At 64.2% G+C, this 17,508-nt stretch carries 16 protein-coding genes; 8 read left to right on the top strand and 8 right to left on the bottom strand.

Going from position 1 to position 17,508, the window contains the following annotated elements; genetic code table 11:
• Nucleotides 1-42: 42 nt before the first annotated feature.
• Nucleotides 43-531 (bottom strand): hypothetical protein, encoded by a 489-nt coding sequence (locus tag CK910_RS01395; RefSeq protein ID WP_416016144.1) that lies wholly within the window; start codon nucleotides 529-531, stop codon nucleotides 43-45.
• Between the two features lie 237 nt (nucleotides 532-768).
• Here CK910_RS01395 and CK910_RS01390 point away from each other — a divergent pair, with 237 nt between their 5' ends.
• Together CK910_RS01390 and viaA are read left to right on the top strand one after the other, a co-directional pair.
• Complete coding sequence (locus CK910_RS01390) at nucleotides 769-2,376, top strand: ATPase RavA domain-containing protein (RefSeq protein ID WP_043135499.1); 1,608 nt, start codon at nucleotides 769-771, stop codon at nucleotides 2,374-2,376.
• A gap of 52 nt (nucleotides 2,377-2,428) precedes the next feature.
• Complete coding sequence (viaA, locus tag CK910_RS01385; RefSeq protein WP_098984954.1) at nucleotides 2,429-3,883, top strand: ATPase RavA stimulator ViaA; 1,455 nt, start codon at nucleotides 2,429-2,431, stop codon at nucleotides 3,881-3,883.
• On the opposite strand, the gene CK910_RS01380 is transcribed toward viaA, so the two are convergent.
• Nucleotides 3,830-4,753, bottom strand: coding sequence for a DMT family transporter (locus CK910_RS01380; RefSeq protein ID WP_098980753.1), 924 nt, complete (start codon nucleotides 4,751-4,753; stop codon nucleotides 3,830-3,832). The two genes, viaA and CK910_RS01380, sit on opposite strands and share 54 nt — an antisense overlap.
• 137 nt (nucleotides 4,754-4,890) lie before the next feature.
• On the opposite strand from CK910_RS01380, the gene CK910_RS01375 reads away from it, so the two are divergent.
• A complete protein-coding gene (locus CK910_RS01375; RefSeq protein WP_098980752.1) occupies nucleotides 4,891-5,343 on the top strand; it encodes an Lrp/AsnC family transcriptional regulator in 453 nt (150 codons plus the stop codon).
• 6 nt (nucleotides 5,344-5,349) lie between these two features.
• Here the strand turns inward: CK910_RS01375 and CK910_RS01370 are convergent, their stop codons facing one another.
• Entirely contained in the window at nucleotides 5,350-6,354 is a 1,005-nt protein-coding gene (locus tag CK910_RS01370; RefSeq protein ID WP_098980751.1) for a sensor domain-containing diguanylate cyclase, read from the bottom strand.
• A 213-nt stretch (nucleotides 6,355-6,567) separates the two neighbouring features.
• Here CK910_RS01370 and CK910_RS24010 point away from each other — a divergent pair, with 213 nt between their 5' ends.
• Together CK910_RS24010 and prfC are read left to right on the top strand one after the other, a co-directional pair.
• Nucleotides 6,568-8,430, top strand: coding sequence for a GGDEF domain-containing protein (locus tag CK910_RS24010; protein WP_172955413.1), 1,863 nt, complete (start codon nucleotides 6,568-6,570; stop codon nucleotides 8,428-8,430).
• 298 nt (nucleotides 8,431-8,728) lie between these two features.
• Nucleotides 8,729-10,318, top strand: coding sequence for a peptide chain release factor 3 (gene prfC / locus CK910_RS01355; protein ID WP_098980750.1), 1,590 nt, complete (start codon nucleotides 8,729-8,731; stop codon nucleotides 10,316-10,318).
• Nucleotides 10,319-10,440: 122 nt separating this feature from the next.
• Here prfC and CK910_RS01350 read toward each other — a convergent pair whose 3' ends face one another.
• Entirely contained in the window at nucleotides 10,441-10,905 is a 465-nt protein-coding gene (locus CK910_RS01350) for a MarR family winged helix-turn-helix transcriptional regulator (RefSeq protein ID WP_241325772.1), read from the bottom strand.
• 92 nt (nucleotides 10,906-10,997) lie between these two features.
• On the opposite strand from CK910_RS01350, the gene CK910_RS01345 reads away from it, so the two are divergent.
• A complete protein-coding gene (locus tag CK910_RS01345; protein ID WP_098980748.1) occupies nucleotides 10,998-11,456 on the top strand; it encodes a carboxymuconolactone decarboxylase family protein in 459 nt (152 codons plus the stop codon).
• Between the two features lie 54 nt (nucleotides 11,457-11,510).
• Here CK910_RS01345 and CK910_RS01340 read toward each other — a convergent pair whose 3' ends face one another.
• A complete protein-coding gene (locus CK910_RS01340) occupies nucleotides 11,511-12,449 on the bottom strand; it encodes a bifunctional helix-turn-helix transcriptional regulator/GNAT family N-acetyltransferase (protein WP_098980747.1) in 939 nt (312 codons plus the stop codon).
• Between the two features lie 206 nt (nucleotides 12,450-12,655).
• Nucleotides 12,656-13,693, bottom strand: a complete 1,038-nt coding sequence (locus CK910_RS01335; RefSeq protein ID WP_172955199.1) for an alkene reductase — start codon at nucleotides 13,691-13,693, stop codon at nucleotides 12,656-12,658.
• Between the two features lie 187 nt (nucleotides 13,694-13,880).
• On the opposite strand from CK910_RS01335, the gene CK910_RS01330 reads away from it, so the two are divergent.
• A complete protein-coding gene (locus CK910_RS01330) occupies nucleotides 13,881-14,447 on the top strand; it encodes a TetR/AcrR family transcriptional regulator (RefSeq protein WP_005313321.1) in 567 nt (188 codons plus the stop codon).
• A 130-nt stretch (nucleotides 14,448-14,577) separates the two neighbouring features.
• Here CK910_RS01330 and CK910_RS01325 read toward each other — a convergent pair whose 3' ends face one another.
• Together CK910_RS01325 and CK910_RS01320 are read right to left on the bottom strand one after the other, a co-directional pair.
• Entirely contained in the window at nucleotides 14,578-14,913 is a 336-nt protein-coding gene (locus CK910_RS01325; protein ID WP_098980745.1) for an endonuclease domain-containing protein, read from the bottom strand.
• A 317-nt stretch (nucleotides 14,914-15,230) separates the two neighbouring features.
• A complete protein-coding gene (locus tag CK910_RS01320) occupies nucleotides 15,231-16,184 on the bottom strand; it encodes a LysR family transcriptional regulator (protein ID WP_098980744.1) in 954 nt (317 codons plus the stop codon).
• 203 nt (nucleotides 16,185-16,387) lie between these two features.
• On the opposite strand from CK910_RS01320, the gene aguA reads away from it, so the two are divergent.
• A complete protein-coding gene (gene aguA, locus CK910_RS01315; RefSeq protein ID WP_098980743.1) occupies nucleotides 16,388-17,485 on the top strand; it encodes an agmatine deiminase in 1,098 nt (365 codons plus the stop codon).
• Nucleotides 17,486-17,508 lie beyond the last annotated feature (23 nt).

Genomic DNA, 17,508 nt, shown 5'->3' with positions numbered 1-17,508 from the left:
GGCGGCGGAAGGAAAGGGGGCAGATCCGGGCGACAGGGTCGCTTAACCGAGGCGCGATCTGAGTTGCTGCCACAGCGCCCGTTTCTGGGCCGGTGTCGGCGTGAGCGGGCAGACCAGCGCATCGGGCCAGGCGGGGTCGGCCCGTTCCAGCCAGAGCTGGGGAGGCTTGTGCCCGGCGGGCAGCGTGGTCAGCAGCGTTACCTCGTCGACGCCTATGCCGAGCAGCTGGCAGAGATCGGCCAGCAGGGTCGGGGCGGGCAGGCGAGGGGCCAGGATCCAGAGCTTGCCGGCCGGCGGCGTGTCGAGCTCAGGCTGGGCCAGTTCGACGGAGGGCAGATCCCGAGCAGGGGCTGGCTCGGCGGCCTCCTGGTGGCCTGGGGCGGCATGGGCCCCCAGCAGGGCCGGGCGGCGCAGTTGCCAGCTCTGTATGCCCATACGGGCCAACAGGGTTTGACGCATCAGGTCGGGCGTGAGGCCGCTTTGCTCAAGGGATGGCGCTTGATGTGCGTTCTGACGCTCGGGATCTTGCATGGCTGTGGCTCTGTCTTGATCTGCATTGGTGAAAAAAGCTCTGCGCAGGGTACACTCGAACGCGTTTTGCTGCATCTTTTGCGGTATGTTTTAGCCAGGAGTGGTGGCCCAGCGCCCATGCGCCCGCCGGTTTTTCCCGCAGGTGGCCTCGACACAATACAATAAGCAGAACAGGGAACATTCGACCGAGTCGCGGGTGTGCCGGTTCCAGACAACCCCAGTATCGGAAGTGCGCTTATGCCACCTTTAGCACCACAGAATCTTCGCCTTGCCCCCATTCATGAACGCTTGCCACGCCTGTTGTCGGCCCTCGGCGAGGGATTGTATGAGCGCCAGGATGCCCTGCGGCTCGGTCTGCTGGCCGCCCTCAGCGGCGAGAGCGTCTTCCTGCTGGGCCCGCCCGGCATTGCCAAGAGCCTGATCGCCCGCCGCCTCAAGCTGGCCTTCCATGAGGCGCGGCACTTCGAATACCTGATGACCCGCTTCAGCACGCCGGAGGAGGTGTTCGGCCCCCTCTCCATTCAGGCGCTGAAGGAGGATGGCAAGTACCTGCGGTTGACCACGGGCTACCTGCCGGAGGCCGAGGTGGTGTTCCTCGACGAGATCTGGAAGGCGGGTCCCGCCATCCTCAACACCCTGCTCACCGCCATCAACGAGCGGCAGTTTCGCAACGGCGACAGCCAGCACCCCATCCCCATGCGGCTGTTGGTGACTGCCTCCAACGAGCTGCCGGCGCCGGACAGCGGGCTGGAGGCGCTTTACGATCGCATGCTGGTGCGGATCTGGATGGACAGGGTGCAGGAGAAGGCCAACTTCCAGGCCATGCTGGCCAGCGATGGCCAGTCCCATCAGAACCTGCCGCCCTCGGTGCAGATCCACAGCGAAGAGTATGAGGCCTGGCAGGTGCAGATCGACCAGGTGCGGCTGCCTGACGACTGCTTCGAGCTCATCTATCAGCTGCGCCAGCAGCTCGACAGCCAGCTGGCCCACAGCTGCTACGTGTCGGATCGGCGCTGGAAGAAGGCGGTCAGGCTCATCAAGGCGAGCGCCTTCTTCAACGGCCGCGACGAGGTGGCCCCCCTGGATCTGCTGCTGTTCAAGGATTGCCTCTGGCACGACGATGCCTCCCGCACCGCTCTGCTGGAGATGATGACCGAATTTTCCCGCCTCTATGGCTACCAGCAGCTGGCCATGACCCGCCAGCTGATGGGGCTGCGGGATCAGTTCAAGCAGCTCAGGAGCGCTGTGGCCCAGCGCCTGTGCTGCAAGGCGAAGCAGCGCCAGCAGTGGTTCGGACGCCGCGCCCGCGGCATCCAGATCCCGCTGGCCAACGCTCGTCCGTTTGGCAAGCTGGTGCACTTCAACCTGCTTACCCCGGCGGCGCTGGATGGCGACGATCCGGAGCGGCTGATCGAGACTCTGGTGTTCGATCGCACCCTGCTGTCGCACTGGCACCCCACCGGCGAGGCGCTGGTGGGCTGGCCGCTCGGCAACCCCAAGGAGGGGCACTACGAGCTGGTGCTGGACGACGAGCTGCGACTGCAGGTGCTGGACCTGCAACGCCAGCAGATCCCGCTGGTGCTGGTGGAGCGCACTGCCATCCCCGAGGTGGTGATAGCCCCCTGGCAGGCGGCGCTCACCGGACTGCTGGCCGAGAGCGGCCTGCTGCAACAGGAGCTCAAGCGTCAGCGCGGCCTGTTCGAGCGCCATCAGCAGCACCTCTTCATCGGCCGCCACTGGCTGCAGCAGGTGGAAGACAGCTTCTTCGTGCTGAACCGGGATCTGGAGCAGCTGCGCAGCGATATCAGCCACTGGCACGATCGCCTGCCGAAGCTGGACGCCTGAGCAATGGGGAGCGTGAGTGGGGTAGCCATGAGCCATGTCTGCGGAGGTCGCCATGCTTGAGATCGGCATGATGGACTTGGGGCTGCTCATCGGCGAGGGGGAGCTGGCGGGGGAGATGGCGCTGCTGCTCGCCTCGGCGCCCAAGATCTCAGAGTTCATCAAGCGCTCCCCGCTACAGGGCAAGCTGTTGCAAAAGCGCATCCGGCGCTGGAGCGAGCAGCTCGGTGAGGAGATGCGCCACAAGCCGGTGCCGGTGGCGCTGGAGCAGGAGTACCGCTTGTATCAGGCGCACAAGGGCCTGTCGCTGGCCGAGCTGATGGGGCGGCTGCCGACCCTGCTGGACGGGCTGGAACAGTTCAGCCCCTTCGCCGGCGAGGCGCGCAGCCTGGTGCGCCAGATCATGGCCCACCCCACCGACAGTCAGCGGTTGTTGCTGATGGAGAAGTGGCGCACCAGCCTGGTGGGCAGCCTGCTGCAACTGCAGCAGCAGATCGCCGAGGCGGAGCGGGAGAAGCAGCGTCAGGAGATAGAAGATCAGCTGTTGGCGAGCCGCACCCTGGCCGATGCGCTGGATCCGAACCAGATCTCCGCCGGCGGCCTCTGGGATCTGGCCCAGGGCAGTTGGCACAAGCGCAGCCTGGTGCTGATCAAGCAGTACGCCCGCATGCTGCAGCGCGAACCCCTGCTGGCCGAGATAGCCAACCTGCTGGGGCGCAGCGAGCAGGACAACCGGGCCAACGAATCCCCGGTGCCGCCGGTGCAGGTACACGAGCTGGAAGAGGTGCAGACCGACGACGTACCGGACGATCTGGTGGGCATACACCCCGCCAGCGATCTGATGCGGCTGTTGCCGAGCGAGGCCGTGATGCTGGCCCTGCCGGAGCTGGAGCTGGAGTTCTATCGCCGCTATCTGGAGCGGCGCCTGCTCAGCTACCAGTCACGGGGCACCTTGCCGCGCCAGCGTCTGCTGCTGCGCACTCCCGAGCTGGGAGGCCATCAGCTGCAGCAGCGGGGCCCTTTCATCGTCTGCATCGATACCTCGGGCTCCATGGGCGGTTATCCGGAGGAGTGCGCCAAGGCGCTGTTTCTGGCCCTGCTCAAGGTGGCGATGGACGAGAAGCGGGGCTGCTATCTGATGCTGTTTTCTACCGAGGTGGCGACCCTGGAGATCACCGCAGACACGGGGCTGGACAAGGCGGAGCGCTTCCTCTCCATGAGTTTTCACGGCGGCACCGATCTGGTGCCCTGCCTCGAGAAGGCGTTGATCAAGCTCGATGATCCCGCCTTCGCCAGGGCCGACGTGCTGGTGGTTTCCGACTTCATCGCCCAGAGCCTGCCGCACGCCCTGCTGGATCGGATGAACCGCCAGCGCAAACAGCAGACCCGTTTCCACGCCGTTGCCATGTCCCGCCACGCCAAGCCGGCGCTGCTGCGGGTGTTCGACAACAGCTGGCTACTCGACTGCGGCCTGCGCGGGCGCCTGCTGCGACGCTGGCAGCGCAGCTGAAACGCGCCGTACCGGCAGACTGGCCAGCACAACCCCGACACACAAGAGGCCAAGCGCCAGCCACACCGGCGGCGTGACGGCTTCCCCCAGCAGCCACCAGGCCAGCATGGCCGCCATCACGGGCGTGAGCGAGCCCAGCGCCGAGCTGACCTCGGCACCCAGGGTGCGGATGGCGTGGGCGTAACAGAGCGCCGCCAGCAAGCCGGCACCTATCCCTTGCAGCAGGCCCTGCCATAGCCAGACGCTGGCATGGCTCACCGCGGGCAAGGGGCTCCACAGGAGCGTCGGCAGCAGCAACAGGGCCGACGGCACCGCCACCAGCGCGGCCGCATCCAGCGCCGCCAGTCCGCTGCGCCTGACCGCCAGGGTAAACAGGGCCCACAGCAGGGCCGCCCCCAGAAAGCAGACTTGTCCCTGCCACAATCCCGGTTTTCCGCCCAGCAACAGGGTAGCGGTGGCCAGCGCTATGAGGGCAAGCCCCCAGCGCCGCTGCGCGGGGCAGGGGGCGCGCCACAGCAGCAGGCCCAGCAGGCTGACCATGAGGGGCACAGTGCCCGGGATCAGGGCGCTGCCCTGGGCTACAGGGGCCAGCTGCATGCCGGTGGCGCCGAGCCAGAAGAAGGGCAGGCCGGCCCCCGCCAGCATGGCCAGCTGCCAGCGCAGGGGCGTGCGGCGCAGGCGGATGCGGTGACGCCAGTAATAGGGGAGCAGCAGCAGGGCCGGAATGCCGAAGCGCAGCAGCGCCAGCGCCTGTGGCGGGAGCTTCTCCTCGGCGCCGAGGCGCAGGGAGAGAAAGAAACCGGACCAGAGCAGCACGGTGGCGAGGGCGGCGGCCCAGCCGCTGCAACGGGGTGACAGTGTGAATGACATAGGGCTCCCTCCATGGCGTGTCCCGGGTCATTATCTCGCCAGGGGGGAGGGTGTTGCAGGGCAAACTGTTTGAGAAATTCGGGTGTAATTGCTAGTTTCAGCCAACCCAAAATGGATTTTTACCGGATATCACCAATATGCTCGACAGGATTGATTTACATCTGCTGCGGCTGCTGCAACAGGATGGGCGCCTCACGACAGTGGAGCTGGCGGAGCGGGTCGGGTTGTCTGCCTCCCCCTGTGCCCGGCGTCTGAAGCGGCTGGAGGGGGAGGGCCACATACAGGGGTATCGCGCCGTGCTGGCGCGGGAGAAGCTCGGCCTTGGCATCACCATCTTCGTCAACGTGCGGCTCAGCCAGCACAGGGAGCCGCTGGTGGAGGCCTTCGAGCAGGCGGTGGCGGCCATGGCGGAGGTGATCAGCTGTCACACAGTCTCCGGCAACTACGACTACCTGCTGGAGGTGGTGGTGCCCGACCTGCCCGCCTACGAGCAGTGGATCCGGCGGTTGCAGTCCCAGGACATGGTCAACGACATCAGCAGCCACTTCGCCATTCGCGCGGTCAAGGTGATGGGGCCGCTGCCCATTTGACCAGGTTCAGGTACAGGGCTGGTGGCCGAGCCCGCGCTCGTTCACCTGCTCCTGATCCAGCAGCGGCTGACCGCTCGGCTGGGAGACGTAAAAGCCCCGCTTGCCGCTGCGCTTGACCCGATACATGGCCTGATCGGCCCGGGCCAGCGCGGTGCTGAAGTCATCCTGTGGCCGGATCGCCGCTATCCCCATGCTCAGCCCCACGGCGGCGTCGCCGTTGGGCAGCTCGAACGGGGTCGAGATGGCATCTATGCAGCGGCGGGCCAGGTGGCTGGTGCGGGGATCCTCGCTGGCCCAGGGCAGCAGCAACACGAACTCGTCGCCGCCGAGGCGGCCGATCCTGACCCCCTCCTCGCAGCAGGCCTTGAGTCGCCGGGTGAGGGCGATCAGCAGCTCGTCTCCGGCCCTGTGCCCCAGGTTGTCGTTGACCTGCTTGAAGTCGTCGAGATCGATGAAGCAGATGGCCTCGAACGTCTGCGGGAACTGGCGTTGCAGCGCGGTGCGGTTGAGCAGGCCGGTGAGGGGATCCCGGTGGGCCAGCTGGGCCAGCTGCTGCTCATACTCCTTCTCGTGGGTGATGTCGATGTGGGTGCCCATCACCCGCAGCGGCTTGCCCTCTTCATCCCACTCCACCACCCGGCCCCGATCCAGCACCCAGGTGATCTTGCCATCCTTGGCGATCATGCGGTGCATCGCCTGATAAAACGGGCTCTTGCCGCTCAGGTGATCGAAGAAGGCCTGCAACACCCGCTCCCTGTCCTCCGGATGCAGGTGTTCGCGCCACACATCGAAGTGGGCCGACAGCTCCTTGGGCTGGTAGCCGAGCATGGCGCCCCAGCGCCGGTTGAAGATGATGAGCTTGCCGGTGGGCACGTGATTCTGCCAGATGCACAGGCCTGTGCCGTCCATGGCGGCCTCCAGCTTCTCCCGTGCATCCTCGGCCACCCGCTTCAGCCGCTCATTCTCCTGCAGCAGCCTGTCATAGGCGGCCTGCAGCTCCTCGTGTGTCATGAAGGCACTCTTCCCTGTGGTGAATGTCGCTATAGTCGATGCTGATTTTCCTCCTGTAAAGGGGATGAGATCGCCAGTGTGAGGGCCAGCCTGAACCTGTGGTTTTTCTCTCCCTCACTCTGGTTGCTGTGCCCATGGGCAAGGAGAGATATGATGGGGCATCCGAGTGCCAGCACCATCGAATGGGGAAACCGAACCGGCATGAAACGCATCATGACCTTGATCCTGCTGACCTGCCTGTGCGGTGCTCCCGCCTGGGCGGCCAGGGTGCCGCTCGTCGAGCCGCAACTGTCCCGAGAGTTGCAACTGCTGGAGGAGGGATTCCAGCCAGACCGCATGTTCCGCTTGCGCATCGCCGCCCTGGTTGCGAGCCGCGCCGCTTACCCGCCCGAGGTGCAGGGCCGCATAGTCCGGCTGCAGTGCTGGGCCATGTCTGCCGAGCGGGACAGCGAATATCGCGCCGTGGTGGCCTTTGCCGACCAGGAGCTGGCCCTCGCCCGTGAGCGCAAGGACAGGATCACCGAGAGCGGCCTGCTCACCTGTCGCGGTTTTCATCAGCAGATGCTGGGCAACATGGAGCAGGCCGGGGTCGATTACGAGCAGGCGCTGGTGCTGGCGCGCAGGCTGGGGGATAGGGTGCAGGAGGCCGACATCCTCAGCTACCGTGGCGACATGAAAGCCTATCAGGGGGAGTTGGCCGAGGGGCTGATGGAGCTCATCGAGGCACACAAGCGCTTCGAGGCGCTGGGGCAGGATGGCAAGGCGCGGGAGGTGTTGTCCCAGATCGCCAACGCCTACCGGCGCATGGGGCTTTATGCACGGGCCGAAGGCTACTTTCAGGAGCTGGAGCGCGACTACAGCACTCTGGGGGATCAGGAGCGGCTGGTGGACATTCGCTCCCAGCAGGGGCTGCTCTATGCCGAGATGGGGGAGTTCAACCGCGCCCTGCCGCTGATGGCGCAGGCCGAGCAGCTCTATCGTTCGCAACACAAGGAGGGCTTGCTGGCCTGGATCCAGATCGAAATGGCCACCATCCTGATCAACCAGGGCAAGGTGGCTGAGGCCATGGCCAGACTGCAGCAGGCCGATGTCATACTGCGCAGCCGCGAGGATGTCGACAGCGTGACCCTGGCCCATTGGCAACTGGTGATGGGCATGGCGGAGGACGCACTGGGCCATCCGACCAAGGCGCTCTACTACCTGACGCACGCCGAACCCATCTTTGCCAGGGAGAAGAACCAGCGCTTCCTGGCACGGGTCTACGAGGTGCGGGCCCGCATTCTCGAACAGCAGGGCCAGGTCAATGCGGCCCTGGCCAGCCTCAAGCTGTACGTGCAGACCCGGCACGCCCTCGAGCTGGTGCTCAGGGAGCAGCGCTCCCTGCAGATGCGCTTCGAGTTCGATCTGGCCCGCAAGGAGCTGGAGAACCAGGCCCTCAAGACCAAGCAATTGTTGCAGGAGGCCAAGCTCAAGCAGTTGCAGGAGCGGCGGCAATGGCAATACCTGGTGGTGATCCTGCTGCTGGTGGTGATGGGCATGCTGGCGCTGTACCAGTTCAACCGCTCCCGCAAACTGCGTCGGCTCGCCATGACAGATGACCTCACCGGCATCCACAACCGCCGCCAGATCCAGGCCCAGGGGCAGGCCTGGTTCAAGCAGGCGAGGGAGCAGGGCAAGTCCCTGTGCGTGCTGATCCTGGACATAGACCACTTCAAGCAGGTCAACGACAGGCTGGGCCACCACATGGGGGATCAGGTGCTGGCGGCCGTCGCCAGGAGCATAGCCGCCCAGCTGCGCACCCTGGACAGGGTGGGGCGCAACGGCGGCGAGGAGTTTCTGGTGCTGTTGCCCGACACCTGCATGGCGGAGGCGGTCGAGGTGGCGGAGCGGATCCGCCATCGGGTCTCCCAGCTGCGCATCGAGGGGATGCCGGAGGGGCATCCGGTGCACGTCAGCATAGGCTGTGCCCAATACAGCCCCCTCGACGACAGCCTGGGGGATCTGATCCAGCGAGCCGACGAAGCCATGTACAGGGCCAAGCAGGCCGGCCGCAATCAGGTGATGCGGGCCGAGTAGGGCGCTCCGGCGCCCTTCGCGAACGGCCCTAAGCCGGGCTGGGTATTTTTCACTCGCGCGGGTATAATGTCGCGCAATTTTGCTTTGACTCAGGCGAGAAGACCCATGTAATGCAACCCGCTTCCCCTGTCCCACCCGGTTGGCCTCGGTGCCGGCCCGTGTGGCGTTAGTTGCATGCAGTCCTGTGTATGCCGGCGGACCCGAGGCCGCATACATGCAAATGTGCCGTGAGTCGAATGCGGCATCCCGGATTTATTCCCACGGTGGCCAAGGCCATCGCTCAATAGAAGAACGTTGAATTATGTCAGCTGAATTTCTGAGTGAAGTCTCCAAGAGACGCACTTTTGCGATCATCTCGCACCCGGATGCGGGTAAAACCACCATCACCGAAAAAGTCCTGCTGTTCGGACAGGCCATTCAGCGCGCCGGTACCGTCAAGGGCCGTGGCTCAGGCCAGCACGCCAAATCCGACTGGATGGAGATGGAGAAGCAGCGCGGTATCTCCATCACCACCTCTGTGATGCAGTTCCCCTATGCCAACTGCCTGGTCAACCTGCTCGATACCCCGGGTCACGAGGACTTCTCCGAAGATACCTACCGTACCCTCACCGCGGTCGACTGTTGCCTGATGGTCATCGACGCCGCCAAGGGTGTTGAAGACAGAACCCGCAAGCTGATGGAAGTCACCCGTCTGCGGGACACCCCCATACTCACCTTCATGAACAAGCTGGACCGCGAAGTGCGCGATCCCATGGAAGTGATGGACGAGGTGGAGCGCGAGCTGAAGATCATGTGCGCCCCCATCACCTGGCCCATTGGCTGCGGCAAGTCCTTCAAGGGTGTCTATCACCTCTACAAGGATGAGGTCTATCTGTACCAGACAGGTCAGGGCCACACCATCCAGGAGAAGCGGGTGGTCAAGGGCCTGCACAACCCGGATCTGGACGCCGCCATCGGCGAGGATCTGGCGGCGCAGCTGCGCGGTGAACTGGAGCTGGTGCAGGGCGCCTCTCCCGAGTTCGATCACGAAGCCTTCATCGCCGGCGAGATGACCCCTGTCTTCTTCGGTACCGCGCTCGGCAACTTCGGCGTCGACCACATGCTGGATGGCCTGACCGACTGGGCGCCTGCGCCCATGCCGCGCAAGGCCGAGAGCCGTCTGGTCGAGGCGACCGAGGAGAAATTCTCCGGCTTCGTGTTCAAGATCCAGGCGAACATGGATCCGAAACACCGCGACCGTATCGCCTTCATGCGCGTGGTGTCCGGCACTTACAGCAAGGGCATGAAGATGCGCCATGTGCGCATCGGCAAGGACGTGAACATCTCCGACGCCGTCACCTTCATGGCCGGTGATCGGGAGCAGGCCATCGAGGCCGTCGCGGGCGATATCATAGGTCTGCACAACCACGGCACCATACAGATAGGCGACACCTTCACCCAGGGTGAGGATCTCAAGTTCACCGGCATCCCGAACTTCGCCCCCGAGCTGTTCCGCCGCATCCGCCTGCGCGATCCGCTCAAGCAGAAGCAGCTGCTCAAGGGGCTGGTGCAGCTCTCCGAAGAGGGCGCCGTGCAGGTGTTCCGTCCGCTTATCAGCAACGATCTCATCGTCGGCGCCGTCGGTGTGCTGCAGTTCGATGTTGTGGTTTCGCGTCTGAAGAGCGAGTACAACGTCGAGGCGCTGTACGAGGCGGTCAACGTCTCCACCGCCCGCTGGGTGGAAGGGACCGACGTCAAGAAGTTCGAGGAGTTCAAGCGCAAGAACGAACTGAACCTGGCGCTGGATGGCGGTGACAACCTCACCTACATAGCCCCGACCATGGTCAACCTGCGTCTGTCTCAGGAGCGTCACCCGGACGTTCACTTCCGTCAGACTCGCGAGCACTGATAAGCGCTTGCCAGATAGGCAGACAAGATAAAAAAAGACCCCGCCCAGGCGGGGTCTTTTTTTGCATGGCGATCAAGGATCGGATGGGTGGATGGGCCAGCTGGAGACCGGCCTGGATGGCGTCAGGTCTCGTCCTCCATGCCGCTGGCGAGGCTCGCCAGCCAGCGTTTGACCAGCCGCAGCTCGGTTTCATCGAGGGGGGCCGCCAGCGCCTGCTCCAGCAGGGCGACCCTGGCCTTGGCCTGCGCCAGCAGTTCAGCCCCGGCGGGACTGAGGCTGAGCTGCTGGATGCGGCCATGGACCGCGTGAGGGGTGCGGGCCAGCAGGCCGCTGCGCTCCAGGCTGGTCACCATGGGGCTTATCGTCTGAGGGGTGAGCAGGGTCAGCCGGGCGAGCTCGGCGTTGGAGCTGCCGGGGTAGGCATCCAGCATGGTCAGCAGGGCAAACTGGGGGGCCGTGACGGGCAAGTCCGCCAGTGCCCGTTCCATGCGCAGGCGCTGGGCGGCAGCGGCCTGGCGCAGCAGATAGCCGAGGTGGCCCGCCTCGCCACGCTTGCCTTCGCCGGGGGCGGGAGTCTCTGGTTTCAATCCAGTCTCAACAGGGGGCTTGTCTATCATGTCAGGGGGCTGATATGTTGTTCGTGTCCTGATATTAAGCCATGACGAAGGAGAACACCAGAATGAGCACCCGCATCGATTACCCCCACTTTCGCCAGCTGCTGCCGGCAGCCCACGATGCCCTGATCGCCGCCGGCAAGGCGGTGGACGACGCCGGCCTCGACAAGGAGCTGAGCGAGCTGGTGAAGCTGCGCGCCTCCCAGCTCAACGGCTGCAGCTTCTGCCTGCAATATCATCTCAACATCGCCCGTCGCAGCGGGGTGGGGCAGGCCAGGCTGGATCAGCTGGCTGCCTGGCGCGATGCCACCGTCTTCACTGCATCTGAGCGGGCGGCCCTGGCCTGGACCGAGTGCCTGACCCGTTTGCCCGAGGCCGGGGTGCCCGATGCGCTTTATGGGGAGCTGCGCGAGCACTTCAGCGAAGCCGAGATAGTGCAGCTGTCGGTGACGGTTGCCACCATCAACAGCTGGAACCGGCTCGGGGTGGCGCTGCGCTTCGTGCCGCCTGCCGCTCAGCTTTAAGCAGAAGCAAAGGGCGGCACCATGCCGCCCTTTTCTCATCCTTGACCCCATGCCTCAGGCGAGCGTCTGGCCATCGCTGGTGCCAAGCGCCAGCACCATGCAGATCTCGCAGGCATCGTGGCCGGTGCAGCCGAGCGGCCCCGGCAGGTGCTCGAAACCCAGCGACGCGTAGAGCGTGGTCGCCTCGCGCAACACCTCGGTGGTTTCCAGATAGCAGCGCTGGTAACCCAGGATTCTCGCCTCGTCCAGCGCCTGCAACACGAGTCGCCGCCCCAGTCCCAGCCCGCGCAGGGAGGGCATGAAGTACATCTTCTGCAGCTCGCAGACCCGATCCTCTTCCCCTGCCAGCGGCGCTATGCCGCCGCCGCCGAGGATGGTGCCATCGGGCCCCTCGATCACCCAGTAGCGGCTCTTCTCCCCTTGGTAGGTCTCGTGCAGCCGATCCAGGTTGGGGTCGGCCACGCCATAGCCCTTGTCGGCGGTGAGGCCGTATTCGGCGGAGACGGCGCGCACCACGGCGGCGATATGGGGGTTGTCGGCGGCTGTGATGGGACGGATGCGGTAGCCCTGCTGACGGCGGGCGCGGGAGAGGGCGCTGCGGTAGAGACGCAGGCCGGCCCACAGCTGCTCGCGTTCGCTCAGGGTGAGCTGGGCCAGGGTCTCTTCCATGGCGTTGTCCATCTCCTGATGCAGATCCAACAGCTGGGCCTGGCCGGCGATGGTGAGGCGCGCCTCCTTGCTACGGCCATCGGACGGATGGGGGTGCCAGCTGATGAGTTCGCGCTCGGCGAGCCGCGCCAGCGGACGGCTGGCGTTGGATTTGTCGATGCGCAGCCGCTCTGCCAGCTGCTGGTTGGTGGCGGGGCCGTTCTCCAGCTCGATCAGCAGATGGGCTTCTAGCGGGGTGAGCGCCAGTTCGCCGCACTGCTGGGAGAGCATGCCGAGTTCGCGAACCAGATCGCGCGACAGGGCGCGCAGGGGACGGGGATCCATATCAGGGCTTCCTATTTGGTTGTCTTCAACAACCAATATAGTCAACAAGTTGTCACTAGCAACCTTTTTATGGGGCTTGAGTGGTGGAGCAGGAGGCGGGCAAGGAGAAGATGGACATAAAAAAAGGGCCCGTAAGGGGCCCAAACATTGGAAACCCGCGCCCGGAGGCGCGGATCCCATCCTTGGTCGGTCATGAACCGGCGTGCTTACACCAGCTCGGCCAGCATGGCGTCGGCATAGGGAACCAGCGTCTCGCCCTTCTGCACCCTGGCGATGTAATCCGGGTTGGCGATCAGCGGGCGGCCGATGGCGACGAGGTCGAAGCGGTTGGCCTTGATGGCATCCAGCGCTGTGTCGGCGCTGTAGTTGCCCACCCCCACCAGATGACCGTCGTAGTGGGCGCGCAGGTAGTCGGAGGCACGGCCATCCAGATAGTCGAAGGTGAGGCTGTCATCGAAGATGCCCAGATGCACATAGGCCAGGGCGCGCCGATTCAGTTCGCTCAGCAGATGGTCGAACACGGCGCGATCCCGCTGGTCACCCTCAAGGTGCACATAGGCACCGGGGGAGAGGCGCAGGCCAACCCGCTCGGATCCGATGCGGGCGTTGACCGCATCCACCACTTCCAGTGCGAAGCGGCTCATGTTCTGCGGGCTGCCACCGTACTGATCGCTGCGCAGGTTGCTCGAATGGTGCAGGAACTGATCGATGAGGTAGCCGTTGGCGCCGTGGATCTCCACCCCGTCGAAGCCCGCTTCGATGGCGTTGGCGGCGGCCTGGGCGTAATCCTCGGCCAGCTGGGCGATTTCGCTCTCGGTCAGGGCGCGTGGCACCTGATAGACCAGCTCGCGCATGCGCGGCACCGTGCCTTCATGAGCGACGGCAGACGGTGCCAGCACCTCGCCATGGTGGAAGAAGGGGTGGGAGAGGCGACCCACGTGCCACAGTTGGGCGAAGATCTTGCCGCCATTGGCGTGCACGGCGCTGGTGACTTTTTTCCAGCCTGCGATCTGCTCCGGGCTGTAGATCCCCGGGGTGTTGGGATAGCCCTGGCCGTCCGGACGAATGATGGTGGCTTCGGAGATGATGAGGCCGATGTCGGCACGACGGGCGTAATAGGCGGCCATCTGCTCGGTGGGCACCAGGCCCGGGCCGGCCATGCAACGGGTAAGCGGTGCCATCATGAAGCGATTCGCGAGGGTGAGGGTGTCGTTGAGGCGATAGGGCTGAAACAGGGTATTCATGATCGTCTGTCCTGAGGGAGTGATTCTTGAACGTGCATTCAAGACGTTTTTTGTTTTGTGTGCAAGTCTTTTTTGAACGAGCATTCAAGATGGGTTGGTCTTGCCTGCCCGCTGGGGTAAACTTGCCGCCCTTTTTGTTCCCCCTCATCGGCTCTGCGCCGGTGATCGCTTTTTCAACGGAGAAACCATGCGCAGCGCCGAGTTCAACCGGGACGACGTCTTGCGAAATGCCATGGAGGCATTTCGGGCCAAGGGTTACGCCAAGACCACCATGCAGGAGCTGGTGGCGGCGACCGGGTTGCATCCGGGCAGCCTTTACGCGGCGTTTGGCAACAAACGCGGCCTGCTGCTGGCGGCGGTCGATCACTATGTGCAGGAAAAAAGCGCGCTGCGCCGTGGCTTCTTTGCCGGCCAGAGCCCGTTGGCGGGGGTGCAGGCCTACCTCAGCCAGATAGTGAACGATGCCCTGTGCGGCACCTGTCTGGTGACGCGCACCCTGATGGAGCTGGCGGAGCAGGACGAAGAGCTGCACCTGCGGCTCAAGGCCATCTATGCCGAGCTGGACGCCGATCTGGCGCAGATCCTGAGTCTCGCCCAGCAGCGCGGCGAGCTGATGGCCGACCGCGACATCCCGACCCTGACCGCCTTCCTGCTCATCAACATCCAGGGTCTGGTCACCTTCGCCCAGTGCCGCCCCGACCGCGCCCTGCTCGACGGTGTCGTCACCCAGCTGATGACGGCCCTGCGGGCATGATGACAGGCAGAGAAACAACAGTGGCTCCCGCGGGAGCCACTGTTGTTTCTGGGGATGTTACACGCAGCCGGGTTGTTTGCTCCCTTTCCCCCTCACGGGAGAAGGGTTGGGGATGAGGGGCAGTCTCTGCTCAGCGCAATGAGAGCAAAAGAAGTCCCAGTACGGCCTCCATCCGACTCAATACATCGTTATTCCACACCCTGATCACCTGAAAGCCCTGCTCATTGAGGTAGGCCGTTCTTGTTTCATCATGATGCCGCCCTGCCGGTTCGTTGTGCTGCGACCCATCTACCTCGATGATCAGCCTTTGCTCAAGAGAGATGAAATCGACAATGTAGGGCCCGATGGGCATCTGACGACGAAATTTCACTCCCGCCAGACGGCGGTTGCGCAATTGCTGCCACAGCTTCTGTTCGGCAAGGGTGGCTTCTCGCCTCATGCGTTTGGCAAACGGATGGGTCTTCATGGTGCCTATCCAGAGCTATTCGACCCTATTAGATATAGCCATTCTCCTGTTTGGTCACAGACGGTGGATGCATCCCCCTCACCCTGGCCCTCTCCCAGAGGGAGAGGGGACAGCTCGAGGCATCGTTGCGAGCCGGGGACAAGAGCCCCCGCTTTGGAGGCATGGAGAGCGAAACCAAACTAGCGGGCAGAACAGGAAAGCTAACGATGACTCAAGGTTATCTGCGGGCACTGTGTGCTCCCTTCTCCCCTTGCGGGAGAAGGGTTGGGGATGAGGGGGGGGCATTTACAGCGGAAGAGAAGGGGCTCGAGAGAGCTTTATTCGGGCCGCACCAACTCCTTCATCAGCCCTTTTAACCACACCAGAGCCGGTTGTTGCGCATGCACCGGGTGCCAGACGCAGTTGAGGTGATAGTCGGGCACATCCGCAGGCAGTGGCAGGCTTTTCAGCGGCCAGTGGCTGGCGAGCAGTTCGGCCACCATGCTGGGCAGCACCAGCAGGTGGTCGCTCTGGCTGACGATGGCGGCGGCGGACATATAGCTCTGACTGTTGACCGAGATGGTGCGACTAAAGCCCAACGTCTTCAGATAGCGATCGAGGCTCGCCTCCGAAGTGCCGAGCGGCGAGTGGAACACATGGGGCATGGCGATAAGCTGCTCAAGCGTGATGCGCTCCTGCCATTGGGAGGGATCGCTCTCGGCCCCGGTGGTCGCCGATTTGGCAATCGGCAGATCGGCGCGCACCAGCCCGGCCAGCGGCTCTGTGAGCCAGGTCTCCTTGCCCAGATACCCAGGCACCTGCATGTATTCGTCAAAGCCCAGCACCAGATCGATTTCGCCGCTCGCCAGCTCCGCCTCAGGCAGAGTGTCGCGCAGTATGCGGATCTCTATGGTGACCCCGGGCGCCAGCGTCTTGAGGCGCTGAATGAGCGGCGGGATCAGCACGCACTCCACATAATCCGTGGTGCAGAGCACGAAGCGGCGCTTCGACTGGCTCGGCTCGAATACCTCCTCGTCGGAGAGCTGCTGTTCCAGCAGTCGCAGCGCCTGCTGCACCCCCAGATGCAGCCGCTGGGCGCGCGGGGTGGGCAGCATCCCCTGCGGGGTGCGCACCAGCAGCGGATCGCCAAAGAAGGTGCGCAACCGACCGAGGGCATGGCTCATGGCGGGCTGGCTGATAAAGAGTGTCTCGGCGGCGCGGGTGACGCTGCCTTGCGTCATCAGGGCGTCAAAGGCGAGCAACAGATTGAGGTCGAGCTGGTGCAGTTTCATGGTGGGATCATTTGCCGTGCTTATGGGACAATCCATCCTATTCATTTGATGGATAGGTGCGCAACTTCTTACACTGCGGGCCACGCTTATTTTTTTCAGGGGGCGCCCGTCCGGCACGCTGTCGGGGCGGGGGCCCGCCCGTTTTCCCCATTACCGGCCCCGTGAGGCGTGCATCGCCATCACAGGCCCGCAAGGATATTGCGATGAGCATCAAGACGATCAACTCCACCCCAGTCGCCGACGGCTTCACCATGCCCGCCGAGTGGGCACATCAGCAGGCCGTCTGGATGATCTGGCCGTTCCGTCCGGACAACTGGCGTGAAGCCGGTCGCTTCGCCCAGAGCACCTTCGCCAAGGTGGCCGATGCCATCGGTGGCGCTACTCCGGTCTTTATGGGGGTGCCAGCCGAGTTTATGGAGCAGGCCCGCGCCATCATGCCCGCCCACGTTACCCTGGTAGAAATGGCCAGCGATGACTGCTGGGCACGCGACACAGGCCCGACCGTGGTCACCAACACCGCAGGCGAGTGCCGTGGGGTGGACTGGGGCTTCAATGCCTGGGGCGGCCACAAGGGCGGTCTCTATTACCCCTGGGATCAGGATGAAAAAGTGGCGGCCCAGATGCTGGTCCAGCACGGCATGGATCGTTACGCTGCGCCGCTCATTCTGGAAGGGGGCTCCATCCACGTCGATGGCGAAGGCACCTGCATGACCACAGCCGAGTGCCTGCTCAACGAAAACCGCAACCCGCACCTGAGCAAGGAGCAGATCGAAGCTTATCTGCGTGACTATCTGGGCGTGAAGAGCTTTATCTGGCTGGGCGAGGGCGTCTACATGGACGAGACCGACGGCCACATCGACAACATCTGCTGCTTCGTGCGCCCGGGTGAAGTGGCCCTGCACTGGACCGACGATCAAAACGATCCCCAGTACGCCCGCTCCCTGGCCGCCCTCAAGGTGCTGGAAGCGGCGGTGGACGCCAAGGGTCGCCAGCTGAAAGTGTGGAAGCTGCCCCAGCCGGGCCCGCTGTTCTGTACCGAGGAAGAGTCCGCCGGTGTCGAGAGCGGCACCGGTGTGCCGCGCGAGGCCGAAGGCCGTCTGGCCGGTTCCTATGTGAACTTCCTCATCACCAACGATCGCATTGTCTACCCGCTGCTGGATGCAGCCACCGATGGCGAAGCCCAGCGCATTCTGGAAGAGATCTTCCCGGATCACACCGTGATCGGCGTACCGGCTCGCGAGATCCTGCTGGGCGGTGGCAATATCCACTGCATTACCCAGCAAATCCCCTCTGGCAAGTAAGAACCGGATGACGATCCTGCTGC

Source organism: Aeromonas sp. CA23, from assembly GCF_002587065.1.
In the GTDB taxonomy this organism is placed as follows: Bacteria; Pseudomonadota; Gammaproteobacteria; order Enterobacterales; family Aeromonadaceae; genus Aeromonas; species Aeromonas bestiarum.
The sequence above is the reverse complement of the archived record's forward strand: the minus strand, read 5'-3'. Positions and strand labels throughout refer to the sequence as shown.